General features: G+C 66.9%; 27 protein-coding genes. 13 read left to right on the top strand and 14 right to left on the bottom strand.

Annotated elements, in window-relative coordinates:
- Window position 1: 1 nt before the first annotated feature.
- From O3I_RS10525 to O3I_RS10510, 4 genes are all read right to left on the bottom strand, one after another.
- Window positions 2–721, bottom strand: a complete 720-nt coding sequence (locus O3I_RS10525; RefSeq protein WP_041562539.1) for a TetR/AcrR family transcriptional regulator — start codon at window positions 719–721, stop codon at window positions 2–4.
- A gap of 56 nt (window positions 722–777) precedes the next feature.
- Window positions 778–2,007, bottom strand: a complete 1,230-nt coding sequence (locus O3I_RS10520) for a cytochrome P450 (protein ID WP_014982887.1) — start codon at window positions 2,005–2,007, stop codon at window positions 778–780.
- Between the two features lie 146 nt (window positions 2,008–2,153).
- A complete protein-coding gene (locus O3I_RS10515) occupies window positions 2,154–3,545 on the bottom strand; it encodes a DUF1254 domain-containing protein (protein WP_014982886.1) in 1,392 nt (463 codons plus the stop codon).
- Between the two features lie 205 nt (window positions 3,546–3,750).
- Window positions 3,751–4,047 (bottom strand): hypothetical protein, encoded by a 297-nt coding sequence (locus O3I_RS10510; protein WP_014982885.1) that lies wholly within the window; start codon window positions 4,045–4,047, stop codon window positions 3,751–3,753.
- A gap of 424 nt (window positions 4,048–4,471) precedes the next feature.
- On the opposite strand from O3I_RS10510, the gene O3I_RS10505 reads away from it, so the two are divergent.
- Entirely contained in the window at window positions 4,472–4,750 is a 279-nt protein-coding gene (locus tag O3I_RS10505) for a hypothetical protein (protein WP_014982884.1), read from the top strand.
- A 24-nt stretch (window positions 4,751–4,774) separates the two neighbouring features.
- On the opposite strand, the gene O3I_RS10500 is transcribed toward O3I_RS10505, so the two are convergent.
- Window positions 4,775–6,079, bottom strand: a complete 1,305-nt coding sequence (locus O3I_RS10500; RefSeq protein WP_014982883.1) for a carotenoid oxygenase family protein — start codon at window positions 6,077–6,079, stop codon at window positions 4,775–4,777.
- Window positions 6,080–6,191: 112 nt separating this feature from the next.
- Between O3I_RS10500 and O3I_RS10495 the strand changes: the two genes are divergently transcribed.
- Window positions 6,192–6,713, top strand: a complete 522-nt coding sequence (locus O3I_RS10495) for a PadR family transcriptional regulator (RefSeq protein WP_014982882.1) — start codon at window positions 6,192–6,194, stop codon at window positions 6,711–6,713.
- Window positions 6,714–6,720: 7 nt separating this feature from the next.
- Here O3I_RS10495 and O3I_RS10490 read toward each other — a convergent pair whose 3' ends face one another.
- Window positions 6,721–7,968: a VWA domain-containing protein gene (locus O3I_RS10490; RefSeq protein ID WP_014982881.1), complete on the bottom strand. Its 1,248-nt coding sequence runs from the start codon at window positions 7,966–7,968 to the stop codon at window positions 6,721–6,723.
- Window positions 7,969–8,030: 62 nt separating this feature from the next.
- Window positions 8,031–8,573 (bottom strand): hypothetical protein, encoded by a 543-nt coding sequence (locus O3I_RS10485; RefSeq protein WP_014982880.1) that lies wholly within the window; start codon window positions 8,571–8,573, stop codon window positions 8,031–8,033.
- 96 nt (window positions 8,574–8,669) lie between these two features.
- Here O3I_RS10485 and O3I_RS10480 point away from each other — a divergent pair, with 96 nt between their 5' ends.
- Window positions 8,670–10,046 carry an MFS transporter gene (locus O3I_RS10480; RefSeq protein WP_041562538.1) on the top strand — a complete coding sequence of 459 codons (1,377 nt, stop codon included), beginning with the start codon at window positions 8,670–8,672 and terminating at the stop codon, window positions 10,044–10,046.
- Entirely contained in the window at window positions 10,036–10,455 is a 420-nt protein-coding gene (locus O3I_RS10475) for a MarR family winged helix-turn-helix transcriptional regulator (protein WP_014982878.1), read from the top strand. The genes O3I_RS10480 and O3I_RS10475 overlap by 11 nt, the downstream gene beginning before the upstream one ends.
- Before the next feature lie 93 nt (window positions 10,456–10,548).
- On the opposite strand, the gene O3I_RS10470 is transcribed toward O3I_RS10475, so the two are convergent.
- Together O3I_RS10470 and O3I_RS10465 are read right to left on the bottom strand one after the other, a co-directional pair.
- Entirely contained in the window at window positions 10,549–11,232 is a 684-nt protein-coding gene (locus tag O3I_RS10470) for a hypothetical protein (RefSeq protein WP_014982877.1), read from the bottom strand.
- Window positions 11,233–11,381: 149 nt separating this feature from the next.
- The gene (locus O3I_RS10465; RefSeq protein ID WP_014982876.1) at window positions 11,382–11,555 is read right to left on the bottom strand and encodes a CsbD family protein; all 174 of its coding nucleotides are present in this window, start codon (window positions 11,553–11,555) and stop codon (window positions 11,382–11,384) included.
- Window positions 11,556–11,904: 349 nt separating this feature from the next.
- Between O3I_RS10465 and O3I_RS10460 the strand changes: the two genes are divergently transcribed.
- From O3I_RS10460 to O3I_RS10440, 5 genes are all read left to right on the top strand, one after another.
- Window positions 11,905–12,657: a GAF and ANTAR domain-containing protein gene (locus O3I_RS10460; protein WP_014982875.1), complete on the top strand. Its 753-nt coding sequence runs from the start codon at window positions 11,905–11,907 to the stop codon at window positions 12,655–12,657.
- Between the two features lie 132 nt (window positions 12,658–12,789).
- Window positions 12,790–13,563 carry a phosphoribosyltransferase gene (locus O3I_RS10455; protein ID WP_081593948.1) on the top strand — a complete coding sequence of 258 codons (774 nt, stop codon included), beginning with the start codon at window positions 12,790–12,792 and terminating at the stop codon, window positions 13,561–13,563.
- A gap of 129 nt (window positions 13,564–13,692) precedes the next feature.
- The gene (locus O3I_RS10450; protein WP_014982873.1) at window positions 13,693–14,661 is read left to right on the top strand and encodes an STAS domain-containing protein; all 969 of its coding nucleotides are present in this window, start codon (window positions 13,693–13,695) and stop codon (window positions 14,659–14,661) included.
- 80 nt (window positions 14,662–14,741) lie between these two features.
- Complete coding sequence (locus tag O3I_RS10445) at window positions 14,742–15,188, top strand: anti-sigma factor (RefSeq protein ID WP_141692214.1); 447 nt, start codon at window positions 14,742–14,744, stop codon at window positions 15,186–15,188.
- Complete coding sequence (locus tag O3I_RS10440; RefSeq protein WP_014982871.1) at window positions 15,178–16,017, top strand: RNA polymerase sigma factor SigF; 840 nt, start codon at window positions 15,178–15,180, stop codon at window positions 16,015–16,017. The genes O3I_RS10445 and O3I_RS10440 overlap by 11 nt, the downstream gene beginning before the upstream one ends.
- A gap of 5 nt (window positions 16,018–16,022) precedes the next feature.
- On the opposite strand, the gene O3I_RS10435 is transcribed toward O3I_RS10440, so the two are convergent.
- Together O3I_RS10435 and O3I_RS10430 are read right to left on the bottom strand one after the other, a co-directional pair.
- Window positions 16,023–16,529, bottom strand: coding sequence for a flavin reductase family protein (locus O3I_RS10435; RefSeq protein ID WP_041563627.1), 507 nt, complete (start codon window positions 16,527–16,529; stop codon window positions 16,023–16,025).
- Window positions 16,530–16,640: 111 nt separating this feature from the next.
- Window positions 16,641–18,692: a phosphocholine-specific phospholipase C gene (locus O3I_RS10430; protein WP_041562536.1), complete on the bottom strand. Its 2,052-nt coding sequence runs from the start codon at window positions 18,690–18,692 to the stop codon at window positions 16,641–16,643.
- A 904-nt stretch (window positions 18,693–19,596) separates the two neighbouring features.
- Between O3I_RS10430 and O3I_RS10425 the strand changes: the two genes are divergently transcribed.
- The 3 genes from O3I_RS10425 to O3I_RS10415 all read left to right on the top strand — a co-directional run bounded on the left by O3I_RS10425 (window position 19,597) and on the right by O3I_RS10415 (window position 23,033).
- The gene (locus tag O3I_RS10425) at window positions 19,597–20,451 is read left to right on the top strand and encodes a ParB/RepB/Spo0J family partition protein (RefSeq protein WP_014982868.1); all 855 of its coding nucleotides are present in this window, start codon (window positions 19,597–19,599) and stop codon (window positions 20,449–20,451) included.
- 308 nt (window positions 20,452–20,759) lie between these two features.
- Window positions 20,760–21,434: a hypothetical protein gene (locus O3I_RS10420; protein WP_141692215.1), complete on the top strand. Its 675-nt coding sequence runs from the start codon at window positions 20,760–20,762 to the stop codon at window positions 21,432–21,434.
- A 45-nt stretch (window positions 21,435–21,479) separates the two neighbouring features.
- Complete coding sequence (locus tag O3I_RS10415) at window positions 21,480–23,033, top strand: M1 family metallopeptidase (RefSeq protein WP_014982866.1); 1,554 nt, start codon at window positions 21,480–21,482, stop codon at window positions 23,031–23,033.
- Between the two features lie 88 nt (window positions 23,034–23,121).
- Here O3I_RS10415 and O3I_RS10410 read toward each other — a convergent pair whose 3' ends face one another.
- On the bottom strand, window positions 23,122–23,463 hold the full coding sequence (locus O3I_RS10410; protein ID WP_041563625.1) for a hypothetical protein: 342 nt from the start codon (window positions 23,461–23,463) through the stop codon (window positions 23,122–23,124).
- 23 nt (window positions 23,464–23,486) lie between these two features.
- Window positions 23,487–23,849 carry a MerR family transcriptional regulator gene (locus tag O3I_RS10405; protein ID WP_014982864.1) on the bottom strand — a complete coding sequence of 121 codons (363 nt, stop codon included), beginning with the start codon at window positions 23,847–23,849 and terminating at the stop codon, window positions 23,487–23,489.
- 50 nt (window positions 23,850–23,899) lie between these two features.
- Here O3I_RS10405 and O3I_RS10400 point away from each other — a divergent pair, with 50 nt between their 5' ends.
- Entirely contained in the window at window positions 23,900–24,538 is a 639-nt protein-coding gene (locus O3I_RS10400; protein WP_014982863.1) for an NAD(P)H-dependent oxidoreductase, read from the top strand.
- Between the two features lie 17 nt (window positions 24,539–24,555).
- Here O3I_RS10400 and O3I_RS10395 read toward each other — a convergent pair whose 3' ends face one another.
- Entirely contained in the window at window positions 24,556–25,779 is a 1,224-nt protein-coding gene (locus tag O3I_RS10395; protein WP_014982862.1) for a cytochrome P450 family protein, read from the bottom strand.
- Window positions 25,780–25,833 lie beyond the last annotated feature (54 nt).

The following is a 25,833-nucleotide window of genomic DNA, read 5'->3' as shown; positions in this document are numbered from 1 at the left end:
TTCAGGTCAGGCCCGCCGTGCGCCCCAGATCGGCCAGCATCGCGTCGAACAGCACCTCGGGATTCGAGAGCGGGATCGGGTAGTTGCCGAAGACCTCCAGCGTGACGTGACCGTAGAGACGCGCCCAGATCTGGATCATCAGATACATCACGCCCAGGTCGAGCTTCTCGGCCGGGAACTTCTGCCCGGATTCGGACAGCGCGGCGAGCAACTCGGTCTGGAAATGCACCAGGTCCTCGTGCAATTCCGGCGGGATGACATCGGTCGGCGGGGTGACGATGTCGTAGTTGGCCAGCAGCCGGCCCGCGGCGGCGAGGAAGATCCGGCCGAACGGCTCGTCGAAGCGGCGGAGCGCCCGGGCTTCGTCACCGCCGGGCGAGGCGAACACCAGGGTGAACTCCCTGGTGTGCGCCAGCGCCCAGCGCCGAAATCCCTTGCAGATGGCGAAGAACTGCACCACGCCGTCGTCGGGCAGGGTGGCGATCTCGGCCGACAGCTCGGCGGCGAGATCGGCGCAGAACTCCAGGCGTAGCCGTTCCATCAGCTCGTCCAGCGAGCGGTGGTACCGATACAGCGCGGGCGCGGTGATACCGAGGGCCCGCGCGATCGCACGCAAACTCACCGCGTCGGGCCCGTGTTCGACCAACAGCGTCCTGGCCACCCGCCGGATCTCGGCGTCGGTCACGACCGGCGAGCGGCCCCGGGGTCTGGGGTTACTCATGCTGGTTAGATTAGGCGTCATCGAAGCCTCGCGTGGTCGTGCGGACCGCTGTGCGGTCACGCGTATTCGACATCCCACCGCTTGATGCCGTTGAGCCAGCCCGAGCGCAGCCGCACCGGCTCGGACACCTGACGCAGGTTCGGCATCGCGTCGGCGATCGCGTTGAACATCAGATCGATCTGCAGCCGGGCCAGATTCGCGCCGACGCAGTAGTGCGTGCCGGTGCCGCCGAAGCCGACGTGCGGGTTCGGGTTGCGCAGCACATCGAAGCTGAACGGATCCTGGAACGCCTCCTCGTCGAAATTGGCCGAACCGTAGAACAACCCGACCCGTTGCCCCTGCTTGATCTGCTGTCCGCCGAGTTCCAGGTCCTCCGTGGCGGTGCGCTGGAAGGCGTTCACGGGGGTGGCCCAGCGGACGATCTCGTCGGGCGCGGTGCGCGGCCGCTGCTCCTTGTAGATCTCCCACTGCTCCGGGTTGTCCACGAACGCCTTCATGCCGTGGGTGATCGAGTTGCGGGTGGTCTCGTTGCCCGCGACCGAGAGCAGGATGACGAAGAAGGCGAACTCGTCTGAGGCCAGACCCTCGCCGTCGATGTCCGCATTGACCAATTGGGTCACGATGTCGTCTGCGGGACACTTGCGGCGTTCTTCGGCCATATTCCACGCGTAGCCCATGACCTCGGCGGTGGCGACCTGGTGATCGCCTTCGAACTCCGGATCGTCGTAGGAGATCATCTGATTGGACCAGTCGAAGATCTTCTTGCGGTCTTCCTGCGGGATGCCGATCAGCTCGGCGATGGCCTGCAAGGGCAGCTCACAGGCGACCTGCTCGACGAAGTCGCCGCTGCCGGTTTTCTTGGCCTCGTGCACGATCCGGGCCGCCCGCTCGGTGAGCGCGGCGCGCAGGCTCTCGATCGCGCGCGGGGTGAAGCCCTTGGAGATGATCCGGCGCACCTTGGTGTGCTTGGGCGGATCGAGATTGATCAGCAGCATGTCGCTGAGCATGTCGATCTGCTCGGTGGTGACGTCCTCGTTGAACCGGATGATCGAACCGTTCTGATGCGAGGAGAACAGTTCCGGATGCTTGGAGATCTCCTTGATGTGGTCGAGCTTGGAGACCACCCAGTAGCCGCCGTCGTCGAAGCCGCTCGACCGGCCCGATTGCGCACACCACCAGACGGGGGCGGTGCGCCGCAGCTCGGCGAACTCCTGGACCGGCAGCCGGGTGGCGAGCATGTCTGGATCGGTGAAATCGAATCCTGCGGGAATCGAGGGCGTGGTCACGGTCACTGCTAACTCCTACCGGTCTGGGCTGCAGACCTCACGACACTGTGCGGAACACGTTCTGGATCGATAGAAGCACAGAACAGGGGTTTGTGAACAGTGTTTAGTAAAACCCGTTTACTGAATCCGCCGGTGCGGTCGTGGCGTCATTGCACCGGAGTCAGCGGCGGAGGCTGCCAACCACCTCGGACGGCCTCCTCTTTCGGGGCATACAGGCGCAGGGTGAGGGAGAACTGGCCGGATTCCGGGATGGGCAGCCAGTTGCCCGGCGGGACGGCCGGACCCGGATCGGCGTGTTGCACGGTGAGGTCGACCGAGCCGTCCGGGTTGGGCACAACGGGGAGCTGGTGACCGACCGAATAGATCCCGGCGGGGTTGTCGATCAGATAACTGTCCGGGCCGTAGGCGGTCAAGGACCAGAAGGCCGCGACGGGCGGGGTCCGGCCGGGCGGGAAATGCAGGCGGAAGCGGCTGCCGTCGGCCCCCGCCGTGGCGAACAAGGTCGGATAGATCGCGTCCTGCGCGAGATTGGCGCCGAGGCCTTTCCACGCGATCGCCGCGCGCTGGAGATAGTTCGTGCCATAGGCGCCGATGGACGGGTCGAAGGTCCAGCCGTTCTCGTGCACCGCTTGCGGGTCGAGATAGACCGGAATCTGTTGCTTCGCAGTGGCCACCGCCGCGGTGAGCTCAGCCGCGGAGATGCCGGTGACCTTGCCGCCCGGCGTGATCCCGAGCGTGGCAAAGCGTTTCATCGCGGGCGCGTCGTCCGGGGCGGGCGGCGTCGTCGCGAGGACCGCGCACAGACGGTCGAAGAAGGTGCGCGCGTCCATGGCGGTGACCTGCTCGGCGGGCGGTGTCGAATCCGCCTGCGGCGCAGGCGCATCGGCCTGCGGCCCGGCGTCGCCACTGAGCGGCGTCAACGTGAGCTGCTGCTGAATGGCATGCACGGCAGGCAGATCCGCCTCGCCGTTCACCTGGATCCGGCCGAGCAGCCATACGGTCGAGGTCGGCATGGGCAGTGGGGTGACGTCGTCGGGCAGGGGGCCCGACCACCCGGGACCGACCACCGCGTAGGTATGCGGCGCCGCGGACTTCGCCTGCGGCCGAACGCTACTCGGGTTGTGCACGGTGTTCGTCCAGGCGTCGAGCAGCTGCATCAGCCAGTACCGGCCGTCCTCGATGGCCGGTACCCGCAACAGGATCGGCGCGGCGCGTAGGTCCAGCCATGCCGCCGAGTACAGGGTGTCCCGGTTGAGGCGCACGACGTCTCGTCGCGCAGGCGTCGGCAACGTCGACGCGTGCTGGAAGCGGTTGGTCGCCCCGGCCGCGACCCGGGTGACGTCCATCAGAACGAGCGGATAGCCGAAGATGTAGGCGTCCTTGGCGATCGCCGCGGCATCAGTGAGCCGGGTGGTCGGCGCGGCCGGCGGTTCGACCTCGGACTCCCCGCAGGACGACACCCCGGCCGCGGCCGCCGCCACGGTCGCCGCCAGCCCGAACATGCTGCGGCGGGAAAGCCCGCCGGTCCGATCACCCATGGTTCCCCTGCTTCCCGATCCGATCGGACAGTGCCAGAGCCGCGCACCGCAGTATAGCCAAGCGGTAGCCGAAGCTACGGGAAAGCAGGGGTACAGACGTCGGCCACGAAGGGCACATCGACGGAATCGCAACTGACGAGCACACCTCGTACTACGTACGCAGACATGACGATCCGAGCAGTTGCCGATCGGTAACCGAACGAGCTCAGGTGCCGAGGACCGCGTTCATGATGGTGCCCGCGCTCGTAGCCACCACACCGCCGACCATGGCGCCCGCGATCATCTTCGGCGATTGCAGCGCACCGCCCTGCCACTTCTCCCACGCGAACTTGCCGCCCGCGAAGACGATGGCGAGGATGCCCGACAGCAGCGCGAACCAGGTCAGGTAGCGAACCATCTGCAGGATCTTGTCCGACAGCGGCGGCGCCTCCGGCGTGGGGTTTCCGACTTGCGCCAGTGTCGTGAAGGTATCGCCGACCGACGCCAGAATGATGCTCACCATCTACTCCCTACGCTCCACTACAACCGTGCCGCCGCCCGAGCCGCCACACGAAAGCTGTTAAACCGCCGATGAATTCGATCTTGGACGAGGATACGGGCTCATCGTTACTTCCGTGGATACCCGGTACGCAACAGCGCACACCCCCGTGCCGAGTCGTACGCTGCATTCCGCGGAATCGCCCCCAAGCGGTAGTAGCAACCCGCCGGCGGCGCCGTCGGGACGCGGCCGCCGAGCGCACCGGCCACCGCGCCCCTCCATCATCGGCGAGCATCGGCAACCCGGCAAGGTGCTCGCGGCACCGAACTTCCTTGGGGCGCTGACTCGAACCGTCCCGAAAGGAAGGCCGCATTGCAGCGAACAAACCGATACCATCACAGGCAGCGACTTTCCTGCCCTGTCCCGAACCCAGAATGAGCTGACGACGATGATCCTGGCCGCCGCTTACGACACCCTGCTCGCGCAGATCGGCAATCCCAGCCCCGAAGCTCCGCCGGTCTCCGACAAGTTCCTCCAACTGGTTCGCTACTTCACCTGGTTCGTGCTGCTGGCCGGCATCGTGGCCATCATCTACGCGGGCGGCAAGTTCGCGTGGGAGAAATGGACCGGCGGCGGCCTGGACTCGCCGAAGATGGTGGCGGGAGCCATGATCGGTGGCGTGGTCGCGACCAGCGCGGGCACCATCATGAACGCCGTCATCGGCTGAGCACCGCGCAGGCCCGCCGCGCCGCTACACGTCCGGGAGCCAGCTGCCGTGGAATCCGAACGGAACCCGTTGCGGCAGGTGCACAGTGGCCACCGGGGCCGCCGCGAGATCGTCGGCGCGCAGAATGACCAGATCACTCAGCTCTGACGTGGCGTTATAGACAAAGGACATGAGATATCCGCTGCCGCCGGGATGTTCGCCCCCGGGTGCGAACACCGCTTCCGCGGGCACGCGGCCCGCACCGAACTCATGTGTGCTCCGATCGCCGGTGTGCAGGTCGTAGCGGATCAGCGCGCCCGAGTCGCCGCCGACCGTCACATGGCCGAAGCGCGCATCCTGGCCGATCAGCCGATCGTCCACGCGGGGGAACTCCGCGACCCGATCGTCGAGTTGTTCCTCGGTCACGGCGCCGGTGACCAGATCAATGGTCCAGCGCCACAACGTGGACTCGTCGAAGCCGTCCGAGTCGTGCTGCCACAGCTGCGGATAGCGCATGACATACAGCACGATCTTTCCCGGCTCGTCGTGCGCGTTGAGCGTATGGAACACATAGCAGGGGTCGATGCCGAACCAGCGGACCTCGCCGTGCGGATCGTCGCGGCGCAGCACGCCGAGGCGGGCCGGATAGGACTCGCTCCAGCGAAACGGCATCCCCTCGCGGGCCAGCGCCGTGGGCAGGTCGAAAACCACAGGTAGATCCATGAATACGACGTGTTGCGCGGTGAGATTGAAATCGTGCTGCATGGTGGCGGCGGGCACCTCGATGGGCCTGCTGAGCAGCAACGTGCCATCGGCATCGGCGCGATGGTAGGTGAGATACGGCTCTTTGAGCACTTCATAGCCGAAGAAGTGCAGCTCACCCGTGCTCGGACAGGTCTTGGGGTGCGCGGTCATCGGCGTGTGCAGCGCGCCGTCGAAGTCGTAGGGCCCGACTGTGTCCAGCTCGCAGGTCAATTCGTACGGATAGGACGATTCGACCAGTGCCAGCGTCCGGCCCGCGTGCCGGATGACGTGCGTGTTGGCCACGCCCGCGGCCAGATCGCGATTGCCCTCGTCGTCGATAACCCGAGCGCCGTCGGTGAACGTCTTGGTACGCACCCAGCGATTGCGGTACGAGACGGCGCGTCCGTGCTCGATCCGGATGCCGTGCACCATGCCGTCACCGGTGAACCAGTGCCGGGACGCGGCGTCGTGCGGATTGGGTCCGTTGCGCAGGTACCAGCCGGTGAGTTCGGCCGGAATCTGTCCGGTGACCGGAAGGTCATGGGCGGTCAACTCTTCGGCGACCGGGGCGTAGTTGCCGGCGAGATGCGGGACTGGAGAAGTCATGCGGAACGACCGATCTGAGCGGGGGCGGCAGCGCCCAATATTCCTGTTTAGACATGTCGAAACTAGAGTTTGAGAAATCGACCTGTCAATAGTGGAATGTATAGTGACCCGCATGAGTCTCCGATTCGCCGTGCTCGGGCTGCTCGCCGACCGCCCAGCCAGCGGATACGACCTGATCCAGCGCTTCAAGGTGTCGCTGGCCAATGTCTGGACGGCCACCCAGAGCCAGATCTACACCGAACTCGGCACGCTCGCCGACGCCGACCTGATCTCCGTCTCGGACGAAGGGCCGCGTGGCCGCAAGGAATACACGATCACCGAGTCCGGCCTCGCCGAACTACGGCACTGGCTGGCCGAGACGAAGCCGAAGCACTCGGTTCGCAACGAGACGACGCTGCGCGTCTTCTTCCTCGGCGTGCTGGCACCGGCCCAGGCCGCGGCTTACCTGAGCGATATCGCGACCCGAGCCGCGGAAGGTCTCGCGGCGCTGCGTGCCTTGGAGGAATCGATCCCGTGGGAGGACGACAACGAGTTCTCCCGCTACGGCCGGATCGCGCTGGAATGGGGTCAGCGGTTCCACGCGATGAACGAGGAGTGGGCGCGCTGGGCGAGCCAGCAGATCCCCGAGCAGTGAGCGCGTTTCAGCGCAGCACGCCCGCGACGCGGGCGGCGCGCAGCCAGTCCGGGAATTCGCCGAGCAGGCGGGTGTACAGCTCGCCGTCGTCGACGCGGTCGATGTCGTCGAGGGCGAAAAAACCCGCGTTGTCGACCAACCGGTCCGACAGTTCGTCGAGCGTGCGGAGCAGTCCGTAGTTCGCCTTGCCCAGACCGATGAACTGCCAGAACACGGGCAGCCGCGCCGCGTCCCGCATGAGCGCGCTGATCTCGCGCTTGTTCGCGAAGCCGCCGTCGGTGAAGAACAGGATCAAGGTCGGTCCGTCGCCGGGACGCACCGAGGACAGGATGTCGCGCATGATCGGCAGTTCGTCGTTGCGTCCGCCGATCCGGTCGTAATCGATGCCCGCGTGGTTCCCGCCGAGATGCAGGTAGGTCTGCGCCCATTCGTCACTGTGCTCGACGGTGATATCGGGCAGTTTGGCGAACGACAGCGCGTACAGGTACGCCTCGAGTCTGCCGTTGTCGTCGAGCTGGGTGGCGATCGGAACCATGCGCTGCACGACGCGGTGCACCACCTGATTGCGGTACTGCTTCTGCATGCTGCCGGTCTTGTCGAGCACCAGCACGACGCGCGCACGAATGCCGAAGGCGCCCTTGTCTATCAGCACCTTCGCGACAGCACGCTTACGCAGGTCGAGCTTTTCGCGTTTCTCGAACGACAGCGCCGCCTCACCGGGCACGGTACGCACCGGTGGCTCCGGCGTCGCGGTGGGCGTATCGTCCACGCGCACACCATGATCGGTGACCAGTGCCGCGAAGCCGCCCGCGTAGCCCTGGCCCACCGCCCGCACCTTCCAGACCGCCTCGCGGCGGTACAGCTCGAGCGCGATCACCACGGACTCGCTCGTCAGACCCTCGATGCGGTACTCGTACACCGTGTTTCCGGCACCGTCGGTGACCGTCACCACCGGCGCGGCGAACTGCCCGAACGTCGCGGACGCGTCGGCGAGGGTGAGGATCGCGCGCACCTGCGTGATCTCGGCGGGCAGGTCGGCGGGCGAAACCTCCAGCGCGGCGGCGCCTTCGGTGCGCAACCGCACGCCGGGCCCGCTCGGCTGATTGAAGAACACGAAGTCGGCGTCGGACCGCACGACGCCCGCCGCGGTCACCAGCAGGGCCGACAGATCGACCTCGGCCTCGGTCCGCACCGACAGCACCACCCGCGGCTCGGTCAGTGCCCCGTTCTGTCCCTTGACCAGTGCAGCGCCCATCGAGACTCCCTTGCTGAAATCGTCGCCAGAGTATGACAGTGCCGCGGCCGCCGCGGGCGCGCTCAGGCGACCACGAACGGGTCGGCCTGCCAGCCGGTGAGGGCGACGACCTCCGCGGCGATCTCTTCGGGGGTCCGGTCGGTGGTGTCGACAACCCGGACCCATGCAGGCACCGCGTGGTCGAGTTCCCTGGCCGTCGCGATGCTGCGCTCGATGTGCCGCTGCAGTTCGATGCCGTTCTCGCGCCCCGCGAGCCGCGCCGAAGCGGTCCGATCGTCACAGGTCAGCAGTACTGCGGTGACTGTCGGCGTATCCCCCATCGCCGCCGTGAGTTCCGCGATGACCTCGGGGAACACGCTCGCGGTATTGGTGTAGATCAACCGCCGGTAGCCGAGCACGCGGTAGTTCCCCCACATCGCCGCCAGATTCTGCTCGGCGAGGCCGTGCTCCCAGGTGGGCGGGTACGCCAGGTCGAGGCTGTCCCCTTCGATCAGCGCGTGCCGCACGTTCGCCGCAGCGAGTACCGCGTGCACGGCGAGACCGACCCGGCTCTTGCCGACGCCCGAGCGCCCGCCGAGGAACAGCGCCTCCGATTTGTCGATCACCCGTCCAGAATGCCAACCCGCCCGAGGCCGGCCGAGCCGGTGCGACCTGGATCACAGCCCTTGCATGTGGAACAGTTGTAAGAACACAATAGTTATATGCTTACAACTGTTGAGGGGTTGTCCGCCCGTCGCAAAACGATCGTGCTCGCGACGTGCTGTCTGAGCCTGCTCATCGTGTCGATGGACGCGACCATCGTGAACGTGGCGATCCCGGCCATCCAGGCGGATCTGCACGCGCCGCTGCCGCGGCTGCAGTGGATCGTCGACGCCTACACCCTCACCCTCGCCAGCTTCCTGATGCTGGCCGGGACCACGGCCGACCGGTTCGGCCGCCGCAAGGTGTTCCGCATCGGACTGGCCACCTTCGCGCTCGGTTCCCTGCTGTGCAGCCTCGCGCCGACCATCGAGGTGTTGATCGGGGCGCGGTTCCTGCAGGCGATCGGCGGCTCGATGCTCAATCCCGTGGCGATGTCGATCATCACCACCGTGTTCACCGGTCGGGTCGAACGCGCGCGGGCGATCGGGGTGTGGGGTGCGGTGGTCGGCATCTCGATGGCGCTGGGGCCCACCGTCGGCGGCGTGCTGATCGATGCGCTGGGCTGGCAGTCGGTGTTCTGGATCAACCTGCCGGTCTGCGCGCTCGCCTTCGTGCTCACAACCCTCTTCGTGCCGGAGTCGAAGTCGGCAACGGTGCGCGGTATCGACCCGATCGGCCAGCTGCTCGCCGTCGTGTTCCTCTTCACCACCGTGTTCGGCCTGATCGAGCGGCAGCCGTTGATCTTCGTCGTCGCGGCGATCGCGTTGGCGGCGTTCATCTACTACGAGTCGCGGCGGGTGGATCCGTTCATCGATCTGCGCTTCTTCCGCAGCGTGCCGTTCTCGTCGGCGACGGTGATCGCCATCTTCAGCTTCGCGACCCTCGGCGCGTTCCTGTTCACCTGCTCGCTGTACCTGCAGACGGTCCGGCACTATTCGGCCGTGCACACCGGCTTGCTGTATCTGGCGATGGCGGTCGCGATGGTGATCTTCTCCCCGCTGTCCGGACGACTCGTCGGCAAGCACGGCACCCGGCCCTCGCTCATCGTGGCCGGGGTCATGATGACCACCGCCGCCGTCCTGCTCAGCACACTCACCCCGGACACCCCGGTCTGGGCGCTCATCGTGATGTTCGCGATCTTCGGCGTCGGGTTCGGCATGGTGAACGCTCCAATCACCACCACCGCGGTCAGCGGGATGCCGCTGGACCGGGCGGGCGCGGCCGCCTCGGTGGCCTCGACCAGCCGCCAGGTGGGCGTGAGCATCGGCGTGGCGCTCTGCGGTGCGCTGACGGGAGCGGGTCTGTGGTGGGTGATCGCCATGCTGACCGCCGGGGTCGCCATACTCGGGGTGGTCGCGAATACGCCGTGGGCCAAGCGGTCCAGCGACCGCGTCGCCCCGTTACTCGAACAGAAAGTGCCCGCGCATGTCGGATGACACCCCCACCGCCGACGAGGTGTGGGCCCAACTCACCCGGCTCGTGCTCTACGGCCGCGACCCGTGGCGTCGCGCGGCCGTCGAGCGAACCGGCCTGCCGTTCAGTCGCATTCGAGTGCTCCGCCGGCTACAGGCCGCGCCGCTGACCGTCAAAGAACTGGCGCACGCCGCGGCGATCGACGCACCGGCGGCCACGGTGGCGGTGAACGATCTCGAGGAGCGGGGACTCGTCGTGCGCGAGGTGGACCCCACCAACCGGCGCCGGAAACAGGTATCGCTCACCGCGGACGGACGGGCGATCCTGGCCGAGGCGCTCGCCACTCCGGACCCCGCACCGACCTCGGTCGCCGCGCTGACCGAGGACGAGCTGCGCACCCTGCACGAGATCCTGCGCAAGCTCGAGCACTGAAACGGCACGCAATTCAGCGCCGACGCCTTCAGCCCCAGGTGCGCGAAGACGAATTCGGGCGCGAGGGATTGCGCTCGAGGCAGCGAAACCTGTTCAGGCGCTGACGAATTCGCGATCGCCGTATTGCACGCTCGCGGCGTCCCAGTCCCCGCCGATCCCGGCCACGAAGCGTCGCGCCAGCTCCAGATCCGCGACGTCCACCACCAGGATGAGCACGTTCGCCTCGGTGACCGAGCCGCCGACGAGCCGCTCCCTGGCCACCGGATCGGCGACCAGCCCGTCGTGGAATCGCCGCACATCGATGCCGGGGATCGCGACCGTCAACGCGTCGACTTCCGGCGAATTCGGTGTCAGCCGTTGGAAAGTCAGCACCGACTCCTGCTGGAATCGGGTGCGCACCTGATCCGCGATCTGCCGCAGCTCCGCCGCGCCGACGCAGGCCAGGTGGAATTCGCGGGACCGCTCGTAGGTCGCCTGCTGCCGCTCGCCGGACCAGAACACGCCGCTGACCAAGGTCGACCCGACCGGTAATCCGATGTGCTGCACCGCGATCCCGTCCACCACCAGCTCGAAGCCGTCGAGCCGCTGTTGCAGCCGGGGATCCTGCGGATCGGTGATCGTCGCGGTGTTGTCGGTCGCGAACAGTTCCGCGGTGGGCTGCAACGGATTTCCCGCCGCACAGGCCGCAGGTCCGGCCGTCGCGGGCCCCGCTCCCCCGACCAGTCCCGCCGCGACGAACACCGTCGCCACCACAGCCATCATCCGTGCCGCGATCATCCCGATCCCTCCGAAGCCAGCGCTCGCCGTTATGACGACAGCACCCTATCCCCGGGCTCGCCAGGATCGGAGCGGTTCGGTCCGCTCAGCGAAACACGCCGAGCGGGCGGCGCCGGTATGGCGCTCGCCCGCTCGGTGGCTGTGCTCGATCAGTTGCGGAAGGCGTCCTTGACCTTCTCGCCCGCGTCCTTGAGGTTGGACTTGATCTGATCGCCCTTGCCCTCGTTCTCGAGTTCCCGGTCATCGGTGGCCTGACCGAACTTTTCCTTCGCCTGACCGGCGAGGTCTTCAGCCTTGTTCTTGGCCTTGTCAGCTGTGCTCACTGTCTAACCCCTTTCGTCGGGCTGGACCGACCCGCTGTTTTCGGCCGGACGCTTGGCGGATAGCCGCTCTGCGCCGACGCAAACACGCCGGATCCGCACGAACGTCTTCTCGACCGCGACCCGTGCCGCTGAGCAGGGGTTCTGGCATAGAATTGCCGACGTAAACGCAAGCCACCAGCGCCGCGCCACAGGTCGGCGGGGATTTCGGCGGCATGGTGTCGCCGGCCGTGCAGGTGGAGCGGCAGATGCCCGCGGCGTACGCTGTTCTCGTGTGGTCGCGATCGGAGACCTGCCACGCCCGGCTGCGGTGGGAATACCGCGCGGATTTTGCCGACCTGCAAGAGATGCCATGGCTGACGACCTCGCGACCGGTCTGTCGGAACTGACCACGCTGCTGCTGCATCGAGGCGATGTCCCCGAATCCCTGTGCGCCGCCGCCGATATCGTTGCCCGGATGCTGCCCGACTCCTTGATGGTCGGCATCACGCTTTCCCGCGCCCAGGGCGCCATGGCAGGCGGTTCCGTCGGCACCCAACCGATTCTGCGTGAGGAGTCTCGACTGAGTGCGGGGCAGGCGCCGAGCGCACAGGCGATCGCCACCGCACAGCAGGTTTTCATCCCGGACGTCACCCAGGAGCAGCGCTGGGGCACCTATCCGCGCAGACTGCTCGCGCACGGGGTGAAATCGGTTCACATCCAACCTGTTTCGGCGACAGGGGAAGTACTCGGCGCGTTGTCGCTGTATTCGAACCATGTACACACCTTCACCGCACAGTTGCGCCAGGACGCGGCGCTGACCGCCGCGCACATCGGCGTACTGTTCGCCGTCGGGATCGAAGCCGCCCGGCAAGCAGCGCTGACCGACCAGCTCCGAGCGGCACTGGCCTCGCGATCCGCCATCGACCAGGCGCTGGGCGTTCTCATGGCCGAGCGACGATGCACTCGCGACGCGGCCTTCACGGTGCTGCGTGAGCTATCCCAGCGGCGCAACATCCGGGTCGCCGAGCTGGCGGTCGAGATCATCGAGGCGATCACCGGCCGCGCCCCGGGCCCCGTGCATTTCGCCGAGCCACAGCCACCGCGGCAACGCCACCGTCGCTGATTGCGGCACTGCCCCAGCGCATTTCGCGACAGGGCGCACGGCGCATCGAACCCGCGCCGGAAGCACTACCGCCGAGTACAATTGGGCTTGTCCTCCCGAGTCCCGAAGCGCGGCTCCGGATCATGCCACTCGATGCACGGGGGAAGGATGGACCGCGCCGCACGACCCGGCGACCACACAGGTCGCCGGACACCTCAGCATTCACTGTTTCTCGACCGGCGCGACGCGGGCCGTCGCCTTGCCTATCAACTACAAGCGTTTCGCGGTCCCGATGTCGTCACGCTCGGTATACCGCGCGGCGGGCTGGCGGTGGCGTACGAGGTCGCGGCGGCACTGCGGGTTCCGCTGGACACGGTCATCGTCAACAAACTGCGGGTGCCCTACCGGCCCGACCTCACCTTCGGCGCGGTCGCCGAGAACGACACGCAGCTGATCGACGAGGTCGTCGTGCGCAGCGCGATGTTGACGCCCACAGAGCTCACCGCCGCCGAACGGCACGGACGCGACCGGCTGCAACGGCTGTGTCAGCGGTTCCGCACGCGCCGCGGGCAGGCGGAGGTGCACGGTCGCACCGCGCTGGTGGTCGACGACGGCGTCCGCACCGGCATCACCGCCCGCACCGCCTGTCAGGCGGCCTATCGGCGCGGGGCGGTCCGCGTCGTCCTCGCTGTCCCGGTCGCACCCCATCGGATCGCGCGCACCCTGTTCTATTACGCCGACAAGGTCGTTTGCCTGGAAACACCGGCTCAGGTCCGTCCGGTCGGCCAGTCGTACCAGCGTTTCGACCCGCTCACCGACCGCGATGTGGACGACCTGCTCCGGGGTGACACCGCAGCCGGCCGCATGCCCCCGCACAACCATCGGCCGGGCCCCGGCACGGCAGCGGAGCGGCAATCCGCCGAATAGCCGCCGTTCCAACGGTTCACGGCGCCCGTACCGGCGGCGCGGACGGCCGTTCCGGAAACGTGCCGAAGTTCCTGGCCGAGACCCCGGATGGGTATACGATTCTGCGGTCGGTGGAACAGTCCAACGAGCGTGCTGGCCACCGCTTCTTCGAGCACGTGGGTCGACTCGCGTGGGGACGGACCGGAGGCGGCATTGTCCGAATTGTCGATTGGTACGTTGGCTGCGGACAGCAACTCCAACGGTGTCAGCGAAGGCCTGCTCTCCGAGCTCGTCGAACATCTGCGGCAGAACCGCACCGCACTGCGTGAGGAATGGGCGCGCCGGATCACCGACGCGCAACTGCTCACCGCGATGACCCCGGACGAGATGTTCTCCGAGGCGACCTCCGTCTACGACAACTACGTCGCTGTTCTCGAAACCGGCTCGGTCGAGGCCCTGCAGGACTATGCCCGCGATCTGTCCGAGCGCATCATTCCGCGAGGCGTCGAAACCGACGAGGTCCTCGGCATCGTGCTGCTGCTGCGTGACGTGCTCGCCCGCTCGCTGTTCGAGAAGTACCAGACCGACTTCCAATTGCTCAACGCCGTCCTCGACGCCTACGAACCGGCCGCCAACCGCATCGCCAACACCGTGGGCGTGTCCTTCGTCGAGGAGCGCGAACGCATCATCCGCCAGCAGCAGGAGGCGATCCGCGAGCTGTCCACACCTGTGCTGCAGGTGCGTGAACAGCTGCTCATCCTGCCGATCATCGGCGTGCTGGACAGCCAGCGCGCCCGCCAGCTCACCGAACAGTTGCTGCGCGCGATTCGCTCCAATCGCGCCAAGGTCGTCGTGATCGACATCACCGGTGTGCCGCAGATCGACTCCACCGTGGCCAACCACCTGGTGCAGACCGTGGACGCGTCCGGCCTGATGGGCGCGAACGTGATCATCACCGGCCTGTCCTCGGAGATCGCGCTCACCCTGGTGACCATCGGTCTGGACCTGTCCAAGATGAACGCGGTCGGCGACCTGCAAGGCGGCATCGAAGAGGCCGAGCGGCTGCTCGGCTACGAGGTCAGCCGCAGCGGCGACACCAGCAGGCGTCCGGAGGCCTGACTCCGTTTTACCGATCTTGCCGGTTGGGTTGCTGTGGCGCGGGTATGGCCATCAGTGACGCGATGGGAGGCGGTGCACAGATGAAGGTGGATTCCGAGACTTCGACACCGTGGCAGACCTCGGTGCTCGCGCACCGGGTCTCGCTCGAATTGGCTGCTGAACTGCGCGAATTGGGGATGTTGCGGGCCCTCACCGATACCGTGTGCATGATGGCCGACATCACCCTGGACGCGATTCCCGATATCCGGCTGGTGGTCAGCGAAGCGGCGACCGCGATGATGCTGGAGGCGCTACCGGGTAGCACACTGCGCTGTGAGTTCGATTACACCAGACGCAGATTCAGCGCGCGGATCGCCGCGACGGCGACGCGCGACGCCGAGAACCGGCGCGACCCGTTGAGCTGGCAGCTGGTGCAGTTGCTCACCGATTCGGCCGAATCGACCCGCGACCCTTTTGACCCGGTCGCCGGCGGGTATCCGGCCGTCATCGAATTCAGTTGGGAGCGAGGAACATCCGATGCAACGTGAGTTCACGAAGGACGAGGCCGGCCGCGCACCGCGCACCCACTCCCGGGGCGACAGCTACGACAACATCGAGCCCTGGTTCGAGAAGCTGACCGCGCTCGACCCCGACGACCCGCACCGCAGCGAACTACGCGAAGAAGTCACGCAGCGGTGCCTGCCGCTGGCCGAGCACATCGCGCGCAAGTTCGCCGGTCGCGGTGAGAGCTTCGATGATCTGCACCAGATCGCCCGGGTGGGTTTGGTGCTCGCGGTGGACCGCTTCGATGTCACGCGCGGCAGTTCGTTCCTCTCCTTCGCGGTTCCGACGATCATGGGCGAGGTGCGCAGGCACTTCCGGGACAACACCTGGGCGGTGCGAGTCCCCCGTCGGCTCAAGGAGATTCAACAGCAGATCGGACCGGCCACCGAACTGCTGTCGAACCGGCTCGGCCGGGTGCCGACGGCGCGGGAGATCGCCGCCGAGTTGTCCCTCGACGTCGGCACGGTCACCCAGGCGTTGATCGCGAGCAACGGCTATCAGACCAGGTCACTGGATGCCGTGGTGCGCGAGGACAGCGAAAACGCGCCGCTGCCCGCCGCCGCCGGGCTCGGCGCCGACGAACCGTGCTACCGGCTGCTGGAGGAGTCGATGACGGTACGGCCGCTGATCGCCGCGCTACCCGAACGGGAGCGCCGGGTGCTGATCATGCGCTTCTTCGAGTCGCTCACCCAGGCGCAGATCGCCGAACGGCTCGGTGTCTCGCAGATGCAGGTGTCGCGCATCCTGTCCAAAACCCTCGACACCCTCCGCGAGCAGGCGCTCGAGCCGGAGCGATCGGTGGACGTGGCCTGATTCGATCAGGCGACGTGCCCGGGCTTCAGATCGGCGACAGCGCGGTAGCGTAACGCTTCCTTTCCGGTGGGCGGCGCGGCGGCCGCGGTCGGCTCGACCACCATGCCGACGTGATCGCCCAGGTCGTGCCGGGCCAGGATGCGTCCGGTGAACCAGCCCGCGGCCGCGTCCAGGATCGGCACGTCGGCGGGCCCCGGCCGCCACTTGCAGTGCGCGAACTTGTTGATGTCGTCACCGGTCTCGGCGCCGAAAAGCGCGGCCAGCGAGGACTGTTCCCGGCTGAGCAGATGCACGGCGAGCTGCTCGGCCCGCGCCGCGACGCCGTAGGTGAAGTTCGTCTTCGAGATACCGACGAGGAAACGCGGCGGATCGATGCTCACCTGCGAGGTGAAGCCGACCAGACACCCGGCGTTGCGTCCACCCGCGTGCGTGGTGACGACGAACACCGGATAGTCCGCGGCCGCGATCACCGCGTCGAACGCGCTTCGATCTGCTGTGGCATTGTCCGACATGGTCCTCACGCTCGGATCGGCCGCAGCCGAGCCGCGCCGGAGATCGGCACGGCTCGCGACCACGGCGAGTGGGCAGTCCAAGACCACAGTACGAGACCGCGCGGACTCCGGTCAGCCGGTCACGCTGGGCTGCCCGTTCTCGATGTGGCCACGGAAGTGGCGTTGAAAGGCCGGGTCGACGTCCACGGTCAGCGACAGGTCGTACCACCCCTTGCCGTAGCTCAGCGCGTTCCAGGTGTCGACGACGGTTTTCCCCGGCGCGAGCTGGTAGGTCCACGGACCGTCGGTGCGGTAGCTGTTCGCCCGCACGGTGACGGTCGCCGCCGTCTTGCCCTTGTTCGTCATCGACAACTGCAACTTGTAGTCGGGGGTGTAGGCGGCGCTCACCTCCAGCGGCGAGGTCGAGGTGCCGGCCAGCCGCCAGAGAAACCGGTTGGGCCCGTGCACCGCGACGCCGTATTTCTTGTCGGGATAGGCAGGCACGTTCCAGGTGTCGGTGACCGTCGTCCCCGCTTTCACGTCGTAGCGCCACGGGCCGTCGGTGCGGCCGTCGGCCCGATAGGCGGCCAGTTGCAGATCCGCGATGCCGGTGTTGCGGAACGCGGTGACGAGCGCGCCCTCGGGGGTGAGGGTTCCATTGACCGCGGGCGCGTACGGCAGCGGCCGGGCCGGACGGGTGCCGGATTCCTGAGCCGGCGGACGCTGACCGCCGGCCGGTGGCGGTGCGGGAGCGGGCAGCGTGCGCTGGGTGGCATCGGCCTGCGCGCGCAACGCGGTGGTGTCGGGCAGCATCGGGATGGTGGTGTCGGTCTTGCCGAAATCGAAACACCCGGTGAGATCGCCGCAGATCGAGCGCCGCCAGGCCGAGATGTTCGGCTCGTTCACCCCGGTCCACTTCTCCAGGAAGCGAATCACCGAGGTGTGGTCGTACACCTGCGAATTCACCCAGCCGCCGCGGCTCCACGGCGAGATGACCAGCATCGGCACCCGCGGGCCGAGGCCGATGGGCGCTCCGTTGACGTACTCACCCGGTGTGCCCGGCGGTGCCATCGGCGGCGGCACATGGTCGAAGAAGCCGTCGTTCTCGTCGAAATTGATCAGCACGGCCGTCGAGTTCCACAGCGTCTGGTTGGCCCACAACGCTTTCAGCACCGCCGAGGTGTACGCGGCGCCGTCGACCGGACGCGCCGCCGGATGCTCGGAGTAGCCGTAGGGTGCGACCACCCAGGACACCTGCGGGAGCCTGTTCGCCTTACAGTCGGCCAGGAAGTCAGCGAGCACATGCTCGACGTTCTTGCCCTGCCCGGAGTCCGGCTTCCAGTTCTGAGCGCCGAATACCTTTGCCCGCGAGGCGAGTTCAGCCTTGTTCGGATCGTGGTAGGCATCGAACAGCCACAGCGGGTTGTCGCCGTAGTCGCCGACGAACGGGTGGCCGGAATCGTCGCCCACCTCGTCGTTGGCGTAGACCTTCCAGCTGATGCCCTTGTCCAGCAGGCGTTCCGGATACGTCGTCCAGCGGTAGACGGGACGGTAGTCGGCGGGATTGCTGATCGCGGGTCCGCCGTTCTGTCCGGCCGGATCGATGGTGCCGGTCCAGTGGTACAGGCGATTGGGCGTGGTGGGCCCGAGCACCGAACAGTAGTAGTGGTCGCAGACCGTGTACGCGTCGGCGAGCGCGCGATGGAACGGGATGTCGTCGGCGGTGAAGTAGCTCATCGCCATCTCCCCCTTCGCCGCGATCCAGCCGTCGCTCCAGCCGCCGCGTACCGCGCGATGCTGATCGTCCCAGCCGTGCGGGAGATCGCCCAGGTCTTGACCGTCGACCACCTTCGTGTCCACATGGAACGGCAACAGGTAGCCGCCGTCGGGGCGGCCCGCATCGGGCTGGTGATAGATGTCGCGACCGTCCGGCCCGGCCACGACCGAGGCGTCACCGAGGCCGCGCACACCGCGCATCGTGCCGAAATAATGGTCGAACGAGCGGTTCTCCTGCATCAGGATCACGACGTGCTCGACGTCACCGATGACGCCCTTCCGGTTCGGTGCGGCCAGGGCCTCCATCATGCCGGGTGGAAATGCCTGCAAACCGCCGGCCAACGCGGCGGCGCCCAATGTACCGCCCAGGAAACGGCGTCTGGGAAAACCTGAATCCGACTGTGACACAACATTCCTCTCGATCAAACACGGGACCGGTGCGCGGGCAAAGGATGTTCGTCTACCGATGAGCTGATCGGCAGGTTGTCAGGCGCGAAAGAATGGCCCGTGAACATACCGTTACACGCAGCGAATGAGCGGAGGAAAAAATTCGTCGGACCCCGTCGGAGTCGGTCGCCGACATATCAGGGAAGAATTGTACGAATAGATGGAATCCGGTCCGATGTTACGGATCCGGCACAGCGCACATTTTACCGTGGACCATGATTCCGCGCGGTTGATTCGCGCCGGAGCACATGCGAAGCTTTGGCCGACGGTGGTGCAGTAGTGTGGTTGTAGCGCTGGACGTTTGCCGCGCTACGGCTTATACGAGGACATGGCAACGAGCCGCATCACGGAAATCGCTGCTGATGAGGGCAATCGTCGGAAAATACGGCCAAGGAGCCCTCCGTCCGTCGCGCGGATGAGTAGGTCATCCGATGATAGGCGATCTGCCGCGCCACCGCAGATCAACTGGCAGACAAGCACATCGGAATCGCCCGGACATGACAGTTTCGATAGATGAACCTATGGTCCGGTGGCGTGTCCGACGCCCGGGAGCCGGTCGCCGGAACTGGCGGTTTCCGGCGATCAGGGCCCTTCTCGGCCAATGAACACCATTCACTAAATAGCGCAAGTGCGCCATTCCGGGGCGCGCCCGAACATCGCGATTGTATGAACGTTTGGACACCGTATCGTTGCCGTCTTGCTGCGAATGTGAAATATTGCTGTCCGCGCTACAAAGTCACCGTCTGCCCCGGCACAGCGCCGTGGCTCCTGCACCGATTCGTCCCGCCATCAGCGCTTCGGATCGACAGTGGCGGTGCGGAATTGCTACGGAATGTGATCTCGGCTTCGACGCAGGAGTACCGCCGTGAGTGAACACAGGTTGAACGTGGACAACGACGATACGAGAGTGGGGGTCACCGACGTAGTCGTAGAGATCCCCATCGAGTCCATAGACATCGGCGGCGCGCTGCGGGTACGGGCCGAGGACTCCGCGCACACGCAGGTGCTCGCGCAAACGGAGACCGAGCTGCCGCCGATTCTGGTGCATCGCGGCACGATGCGGCTCATCGACGGCGCCCATCGGCTACAGGCCGCAAAACTCAAGGGGGCCCGGGTTATCCGGGTGCGGTTCTTCGACGGCACGGAGGAGGAGGCGTTCGTGCTCGCGGTGCAGGCCAACATCGCGCACGGACTGCCGCTGTCGGTGATCGACCGCAAAGCCGCTTCGCTGCGGATCATGCGGATGTATCCACTGTGGTCGGATCGGAAGGTAGCCGAAGTGGCCGGGCTCGACCACAAGACGGTCGGCGCGGTGCGCAGACAATCGTCTGGGGATGTTCCCCAGACCGGACAGCGACTAGGCCGGGACGGCCGGATGCGCCGGGTGCGCCGCGCCGACGGAAACCGGCAGCGCCGCACCGACCCCTGTGACAGCCCCGCCGGCACACACCGCCCCGCCGAGCCGGCCGCGGCGCCGCGGGTGTGCCCCGCCTCGGTGTTGCAGAGCTTGCGCCGCGATCCGTCGTTGCGGCTCACCGAAACCGGGCGCACGCTACTGCGCTGGCTCGACGCCAGCCCGCGCACGCCGACCCAGTCCCTCGATCTCGCCGACCGGATCCCGGAGCACTGCCTGAATCTCATCCACGACATGGCCAGGCAGAACGCCGCGAATTGGCAGGATTTCGCCACCCGGATCGGCGATCGGTTGCAGTGCAAGTGAAGAGCGGCCCGATCGCGTAATCCCGGGCGGGACTTGCGAATCGAGCCTTGCATCCGGCGGTCTTGCGAGACGGGTGCTTCGGTACCGTGATCTCGTCGTTGCCGAGGTGAGTGGCGTTGGCACGCAACGCGAATGCCACCCGCTTCGGCAGATGGGATTGCGGCACCGGAGACCGGAGCACCGCAACCTGCCGGCGTCTCGCTGTGCCCCGATTCTTTCGTATTTCCCGGAATTCGCGCCGGAGCCATTAATCGAAATGGCTCCCCAGTTATTCCCCACTCGAATGACCACCTCGAATGTGGTTCTACTTGAGTATGAATTCCCGGCATCCCGAAGGCACCGAGCTCACCACCGTGCCCAAGACGGTGCTGACCGACCACCAGGGCGTCGTCACGCAGGTGGTGCCGGACACCCCGCTACCGCCGCCGCCGGGCGTGCCGGGCGAGGCCACGGCCATCGCGGCGGCGTGGGCGGAGGACATCCGGCAGCTCTTCGGCGCCGGATCGGTCGGTGTGCTCGTGGTCGACGCGGTATTCGCGATCGGCGAGGGCGCCACCGTCCGGTTGCGACAGGAGATCGACTCGATCCGGGTCTACGGCGCCTCGGTCGCGCAGTCCCTCGATGGGACCGGCGCGCTGCTCTCGGTGACCGGGGCCTTGGCACAGCAGTCGCGTGGGGCGTTCCCGCCGGGCACAGCGGCGCCGCCGCCGGACGCCGCGCGCACGGCCCGGCAGGCAATGGCGAGCCGAGCGAACGCGCCGATCGAGCAGTTCACCGCGGGAACCGCGCTGCCCGTCTGGTACGACCCGAAGCTGGCCGCCCAGGACACCGCCCCGAGCGTGGCCGTCCCCGCCTATCTGGTCGAGGTCAACGGCGACGGACACGGTAGGCAACCCGAACTCTGGGTGGTGTTCGTCGACGCGACCAACACCGGCCGGGTGCTCGACAGCTGGAGCGAGACCAAGCACTTCGACCACCACTGAACCACCTCGTCCGGCAGTCCTCCTCTACCGAAATGGTCGTGCCCCATGCGAATTCGACAACTATCGGGTGAGTACCGCCCGATCCCCGCGGTCCTGCGTTCCCGTCCCGCGGTCGTGTCCGTGGCGGCCATCGCGGCCGTCCTCGTGGCGGGGGCACCCGCGTCGGCCGACCCCGCGCCGCCCGCGGCCGGCGAAGCGGCCGCTGCCGCAGGGACTCCGGGATCGGACGGCCTCGGCGATCCGTACTACCCGAAGGACGGCAACGGCGGCTACGACGCGACCGACTACGACGTCGCCATCGACTACAACCCGTCGAGTCATCGCTTGGTGGGCAAGACCAAGGTCACCGCCAAGGCCACCCAGGCCCTGTCCGCGTTCAACCTCGATTTCGCCGGTCCCGCAGTCGGTTCCGTCATCGTCAACGGTCAAGCCGCCGGCTTCAAGCGGGCGGGCGAGCACGAACTGGTCGTGACACCGAAAGCGGCGCTGCCGGTCGGGCAGTCGTTCACGGTGGTCGTCGATTACGCAGGCACCGCGCCGGATACCAAAGGCAACGGCTGGACCTACTCGCCGAGCGGGGGCGCCTTCGCCGCGGGCGAACCGCATTCCGCGACCACCTGGTTCCCGCTGAACGACACCCCGCTGGACAAGTCCACCATCACCGTGCGCGCCACCGTGCCGACCGGCTGGGACGTCGCCTCGAACGGGCTGCGTACCTCGGACACGCCCGCCGGCGCGGGCAAGCACACCGTCACCTGGCAGGCGAAGGACCCGATCATCGGATACCTGACCACGATCGCCATCGAGAAGTTCACCCGGCTCAGCCAGAACCTCTCGGGCAGAACGCCATTGGAGAGCTTCTTCGCGCCGTCGGCGAAGAACAAGCAGGACCTGGAGAAGAGGCTGCCCGCGGTGCTCGGCTTCGCCGAACAGCTCTACGGGCCGTACCCGTTCGAATCCGGGGGCGGCATCTACGTGGACACCAACCTGCAGTTCTCGCTGGAGACCCAGACGCGGCCGATCTACGCGCCATGGACCGACCTGAACACGGTGGTCCACGAGAACGCCCACCAGTGGTGGGGTGATTCGGTATCGATCAAGGACTGGCGCGACGTCTGCCTGAACGAGTGCTTCGCCAGCTACACCGCCGATATCCTGTGGCCGGAACGGATCGACCACCGCAACGCCGATCAGATCTACCGCAGGGCACTCGCCAGTGCCGATCAGCAGAACGTCTGGGCGACACCGCTGTACGACCCCGGCAAGGGCCGGGAGTTCACCACCGTGTACACCCGCGGCCCGCTGTTCCTGCACGCGCTGCGCCGCGCCATCGGCGACGACGTCTTCTTCACCGCCGTCCGTGATTTCGCGCAGAGCCACCGACACGGCAACGCCTCGATCCCGGAACTTCGCCAGTTCGTCCAGTCCAGGACGCAGCAGAACCTGACCGGGTTCTTCGACGCCTGGCTGAACGGGAAGAAGCGGCCCGCGTCCGAATACCTCTACCCCGGCAGCCTCGGCAGCCAGGGTCTGCAAGAGAGCCCCGAAGCGCCCGATCCTGCCGGGGATCGGCCCTTCGGACTCGGGGACCGGAAGTGACACTGCCCTAACCGCCGGCTGTCACGTCAACCCCGAAAAGGCAGGCCAGAGTGGGAGATTCCCGCTCTGGCCTGCCTGCCGTGGCAGGTCAGCCGGTGGTGATGCCGGTCGAGAACTTCACCACGACTTTGTCATTGGTGACCTCCTGCACCGTGGCGCTAAGACCGTCGGCCGGCTGGGTCTCGCCGAGCGGCACGCTCGTCTCCTGACCCGCGACGCGCAGGGTGACCGTGTTGCCGTTGACGGCAACCAGTTCCGCGTCGACGCCGAGAATGCTGGCCTTGGCGTTCACGCCGCGCGCGAACGTCACGGTGCAGCCGGAGGGTTTGCATTCGGTCTTGGTGCCCGGTCCCTCCGCGGTGCAGGCGGCCACGCCGAACGGGGCGAGCAGAGCGAACAGGGATACCGCGAGCAGCTGTCGTACAGGCACGCAGTCAGTGTAGGACGCGCAGGTCACCGACCGGCCGCGATATCCGCGCGGAGCTTGCCGAGGCTGGCGCGTTCGGCGAGCAGCCGGTCGATGCCCGCGTCCAATTGCCTGCTGCGCTCGTCGAGTTGGGCCAGTACGGCGGCCCGGTCGTCGTCGGTCGCCGTCTGCGGTGCGGTGCAGGCGATATGAATCAGCTCGGCGGCCTCGACCAGCGACAGACCCGAATCGAGCAGACAGCGGATGTCGTGCACGGTCTTGATGTCCTCGGGCCGGTAGCGCCGATAGCCGTTGGGGTCGCGGCCGGGTGTCAGGACGCCCGCGTTCTCGTAGTGCCGCAGCATGCGCGGACTCGCACCGGTGGCTTCGGCCAGATCGCTGATCCGCACCCGACTCACTCCTTGACATTGACGTTGATGTCATACTTTACCTTGGCCGTATGACGAACGAATCGAGCCGACCGAACGTCCTGCTCGTGGTCGCGCACCCCGACCACGATTCGGCCACCTGGACCATCACCCGCGCCGTCGAGCAGGGCATCCAGGCCGATAGCAGCACCGATGTCGTGACGCACGATCTGACGGCGACCGGCTTCGATCCGGTCTTCACCGCGGCCGACCTCGCGGTGCATCGACTCCGCGGCGAGGTCCCCGACGATGTGCGGCGCGAACAAGAGCTGATCGAATCCGCGGACGTCGTCGCGCTGTTGTTCCCGGTGTACTGGTGGTCGCTGCCCGCCCTGGCGAAGGGCTGGATCGATCGGGTGTTCAGCCGCCGCTGGGCTTATGAGAACCCCGCGACCGAAAGCGGCAGTGCCGTCGACGAATTGCACTTCCTCGCGATCGCGGGCGTAGGCGAAGGCACCTACGAGCGCCGCGGCTACCGGGAGGCGGCGGAACTGCAACTGCGGCACGGCATCGCCGGATACTCGCAGATCGCCACGTCCACACTGCAATTCCTCTACGGCAGCGAGACCGACGACCCGCAGACCCACCAGGAACTCGCGGCACAGGGCTACAAACTCGGCGCCGACCTCGCCCACCGGGCCCAGTCCGCGTTCGACCTGCGACTGAAATGAGTTGCGGGCGTACGCACCTAGCCGTGTAGTCGCACGGGCAGGGCTTCGAGGCCGCGGATGAGCAGACTGGGTTGCCAGCGGAGTTCGGATTCGTCGACGGCCAGCTTCATGTTCGGGAATCGTTGCAGCAGAGCGGTGAACGCGATCTCCGCCTCGAGCCGGGCCAGGGGCGCGCCGACACAGAAGTGGATGCCGTGACCGAACGCCAGGTGTCCGGTCGTCTCGCCGGTCACGTCCACCTGTTCAGGATCGGCGAACCTGGCCGGATCCCGGTTCGCGGCGTTGAGCGATACGTACACGAATTCGCCCGCGGGGATCTCCGTATCGCCGACCACCATCGGTTCCGCGGTGTAGCGCACCGTAGCCCAGTCGACCGGACCCTCGAAACGAAGGAACTCCTCCACCGCCGCCGGAATCCCCGCCGGGTCGGTGCGCAACGCGTGGAACTGGGCTTCGTTGCGCAGCAACGAATACGTACCGTTGCTGATGAGGTTCACGGTGGTCTCGTGGCCTGCGATCAGCAGCAGGAAAACCATGGAGACCACCTCCTCGTCGGACATCTGGTCGCCGTCGGCGCGCGTCTGCACCAGACCGGAGAGCAGATCCTCGCCCGGTTCGGCGCGCTTGGCCTGCGCCAGTTCGCGCAGATACGGCGCGATCTCGGCGGCACAGCGCCGGCGTTCCTCGAGCGCGCCGATCGCGCCGACCAGAACTTTTGTCCAGTACTGGAAGGTTTCCCGGTCCGCGAACGGCACGCCGAGCAGTTCGCAGATCACCGTGACCGGCAGCGGCGTCGCGAACACCGCCAGCAGGTCGACCTCGTCCTGGTCGGCCATCTCGTCGAGCAACGCGGCGGTGATCTGCTCCAGCCAGGGTCGCATCGCGGCCACCCGCCGCCCGGTGAAGGTCTTGTTCACCATCTTGCGCAGGCGCGTGTGATCGGGCGGATCGGAATTCAGCATGTGCGAACTCAGCATCAGCAGATCACCGTTCAGCGTCAGGTCGGGTGTCTTGCGGCGCTGCACCTCGACGACACCGGCCAGGCTCTTGTGCAGCCGCGCGTCGGCCAGCGCGGCGCGTGCCTCGGCATACCGGACGATCAGCCACACCGGCATACCGGTCGGAAAACGCACCTTGACCACCGGCCCGCGCTCCCGCCAGCGCTGGTAATAGGTGTGTGGATCGGTGTAGAAATCCGCGCCGATGACCTCGATCCGGTCCTGCGCCTCGATATCGACCATGATGCCTCCCCACTCCGCGAACCGGTCCGGTCGAGCCCGTGGGGCCACCGGCCT

This window comes from Nocardia brasiliensis ATCC 700358 (genome assembly GCF_000250675.2).
Lineage (GTDB): Bacteria > Actinomycetota > Actinomycetes > Mycobacteriales > Mycobacteriaceae > Nocardia > Nocardia brasiliensis_B.
This window is presented reverse-complemented; position numbering and strand designations above follow the sequence as displayed.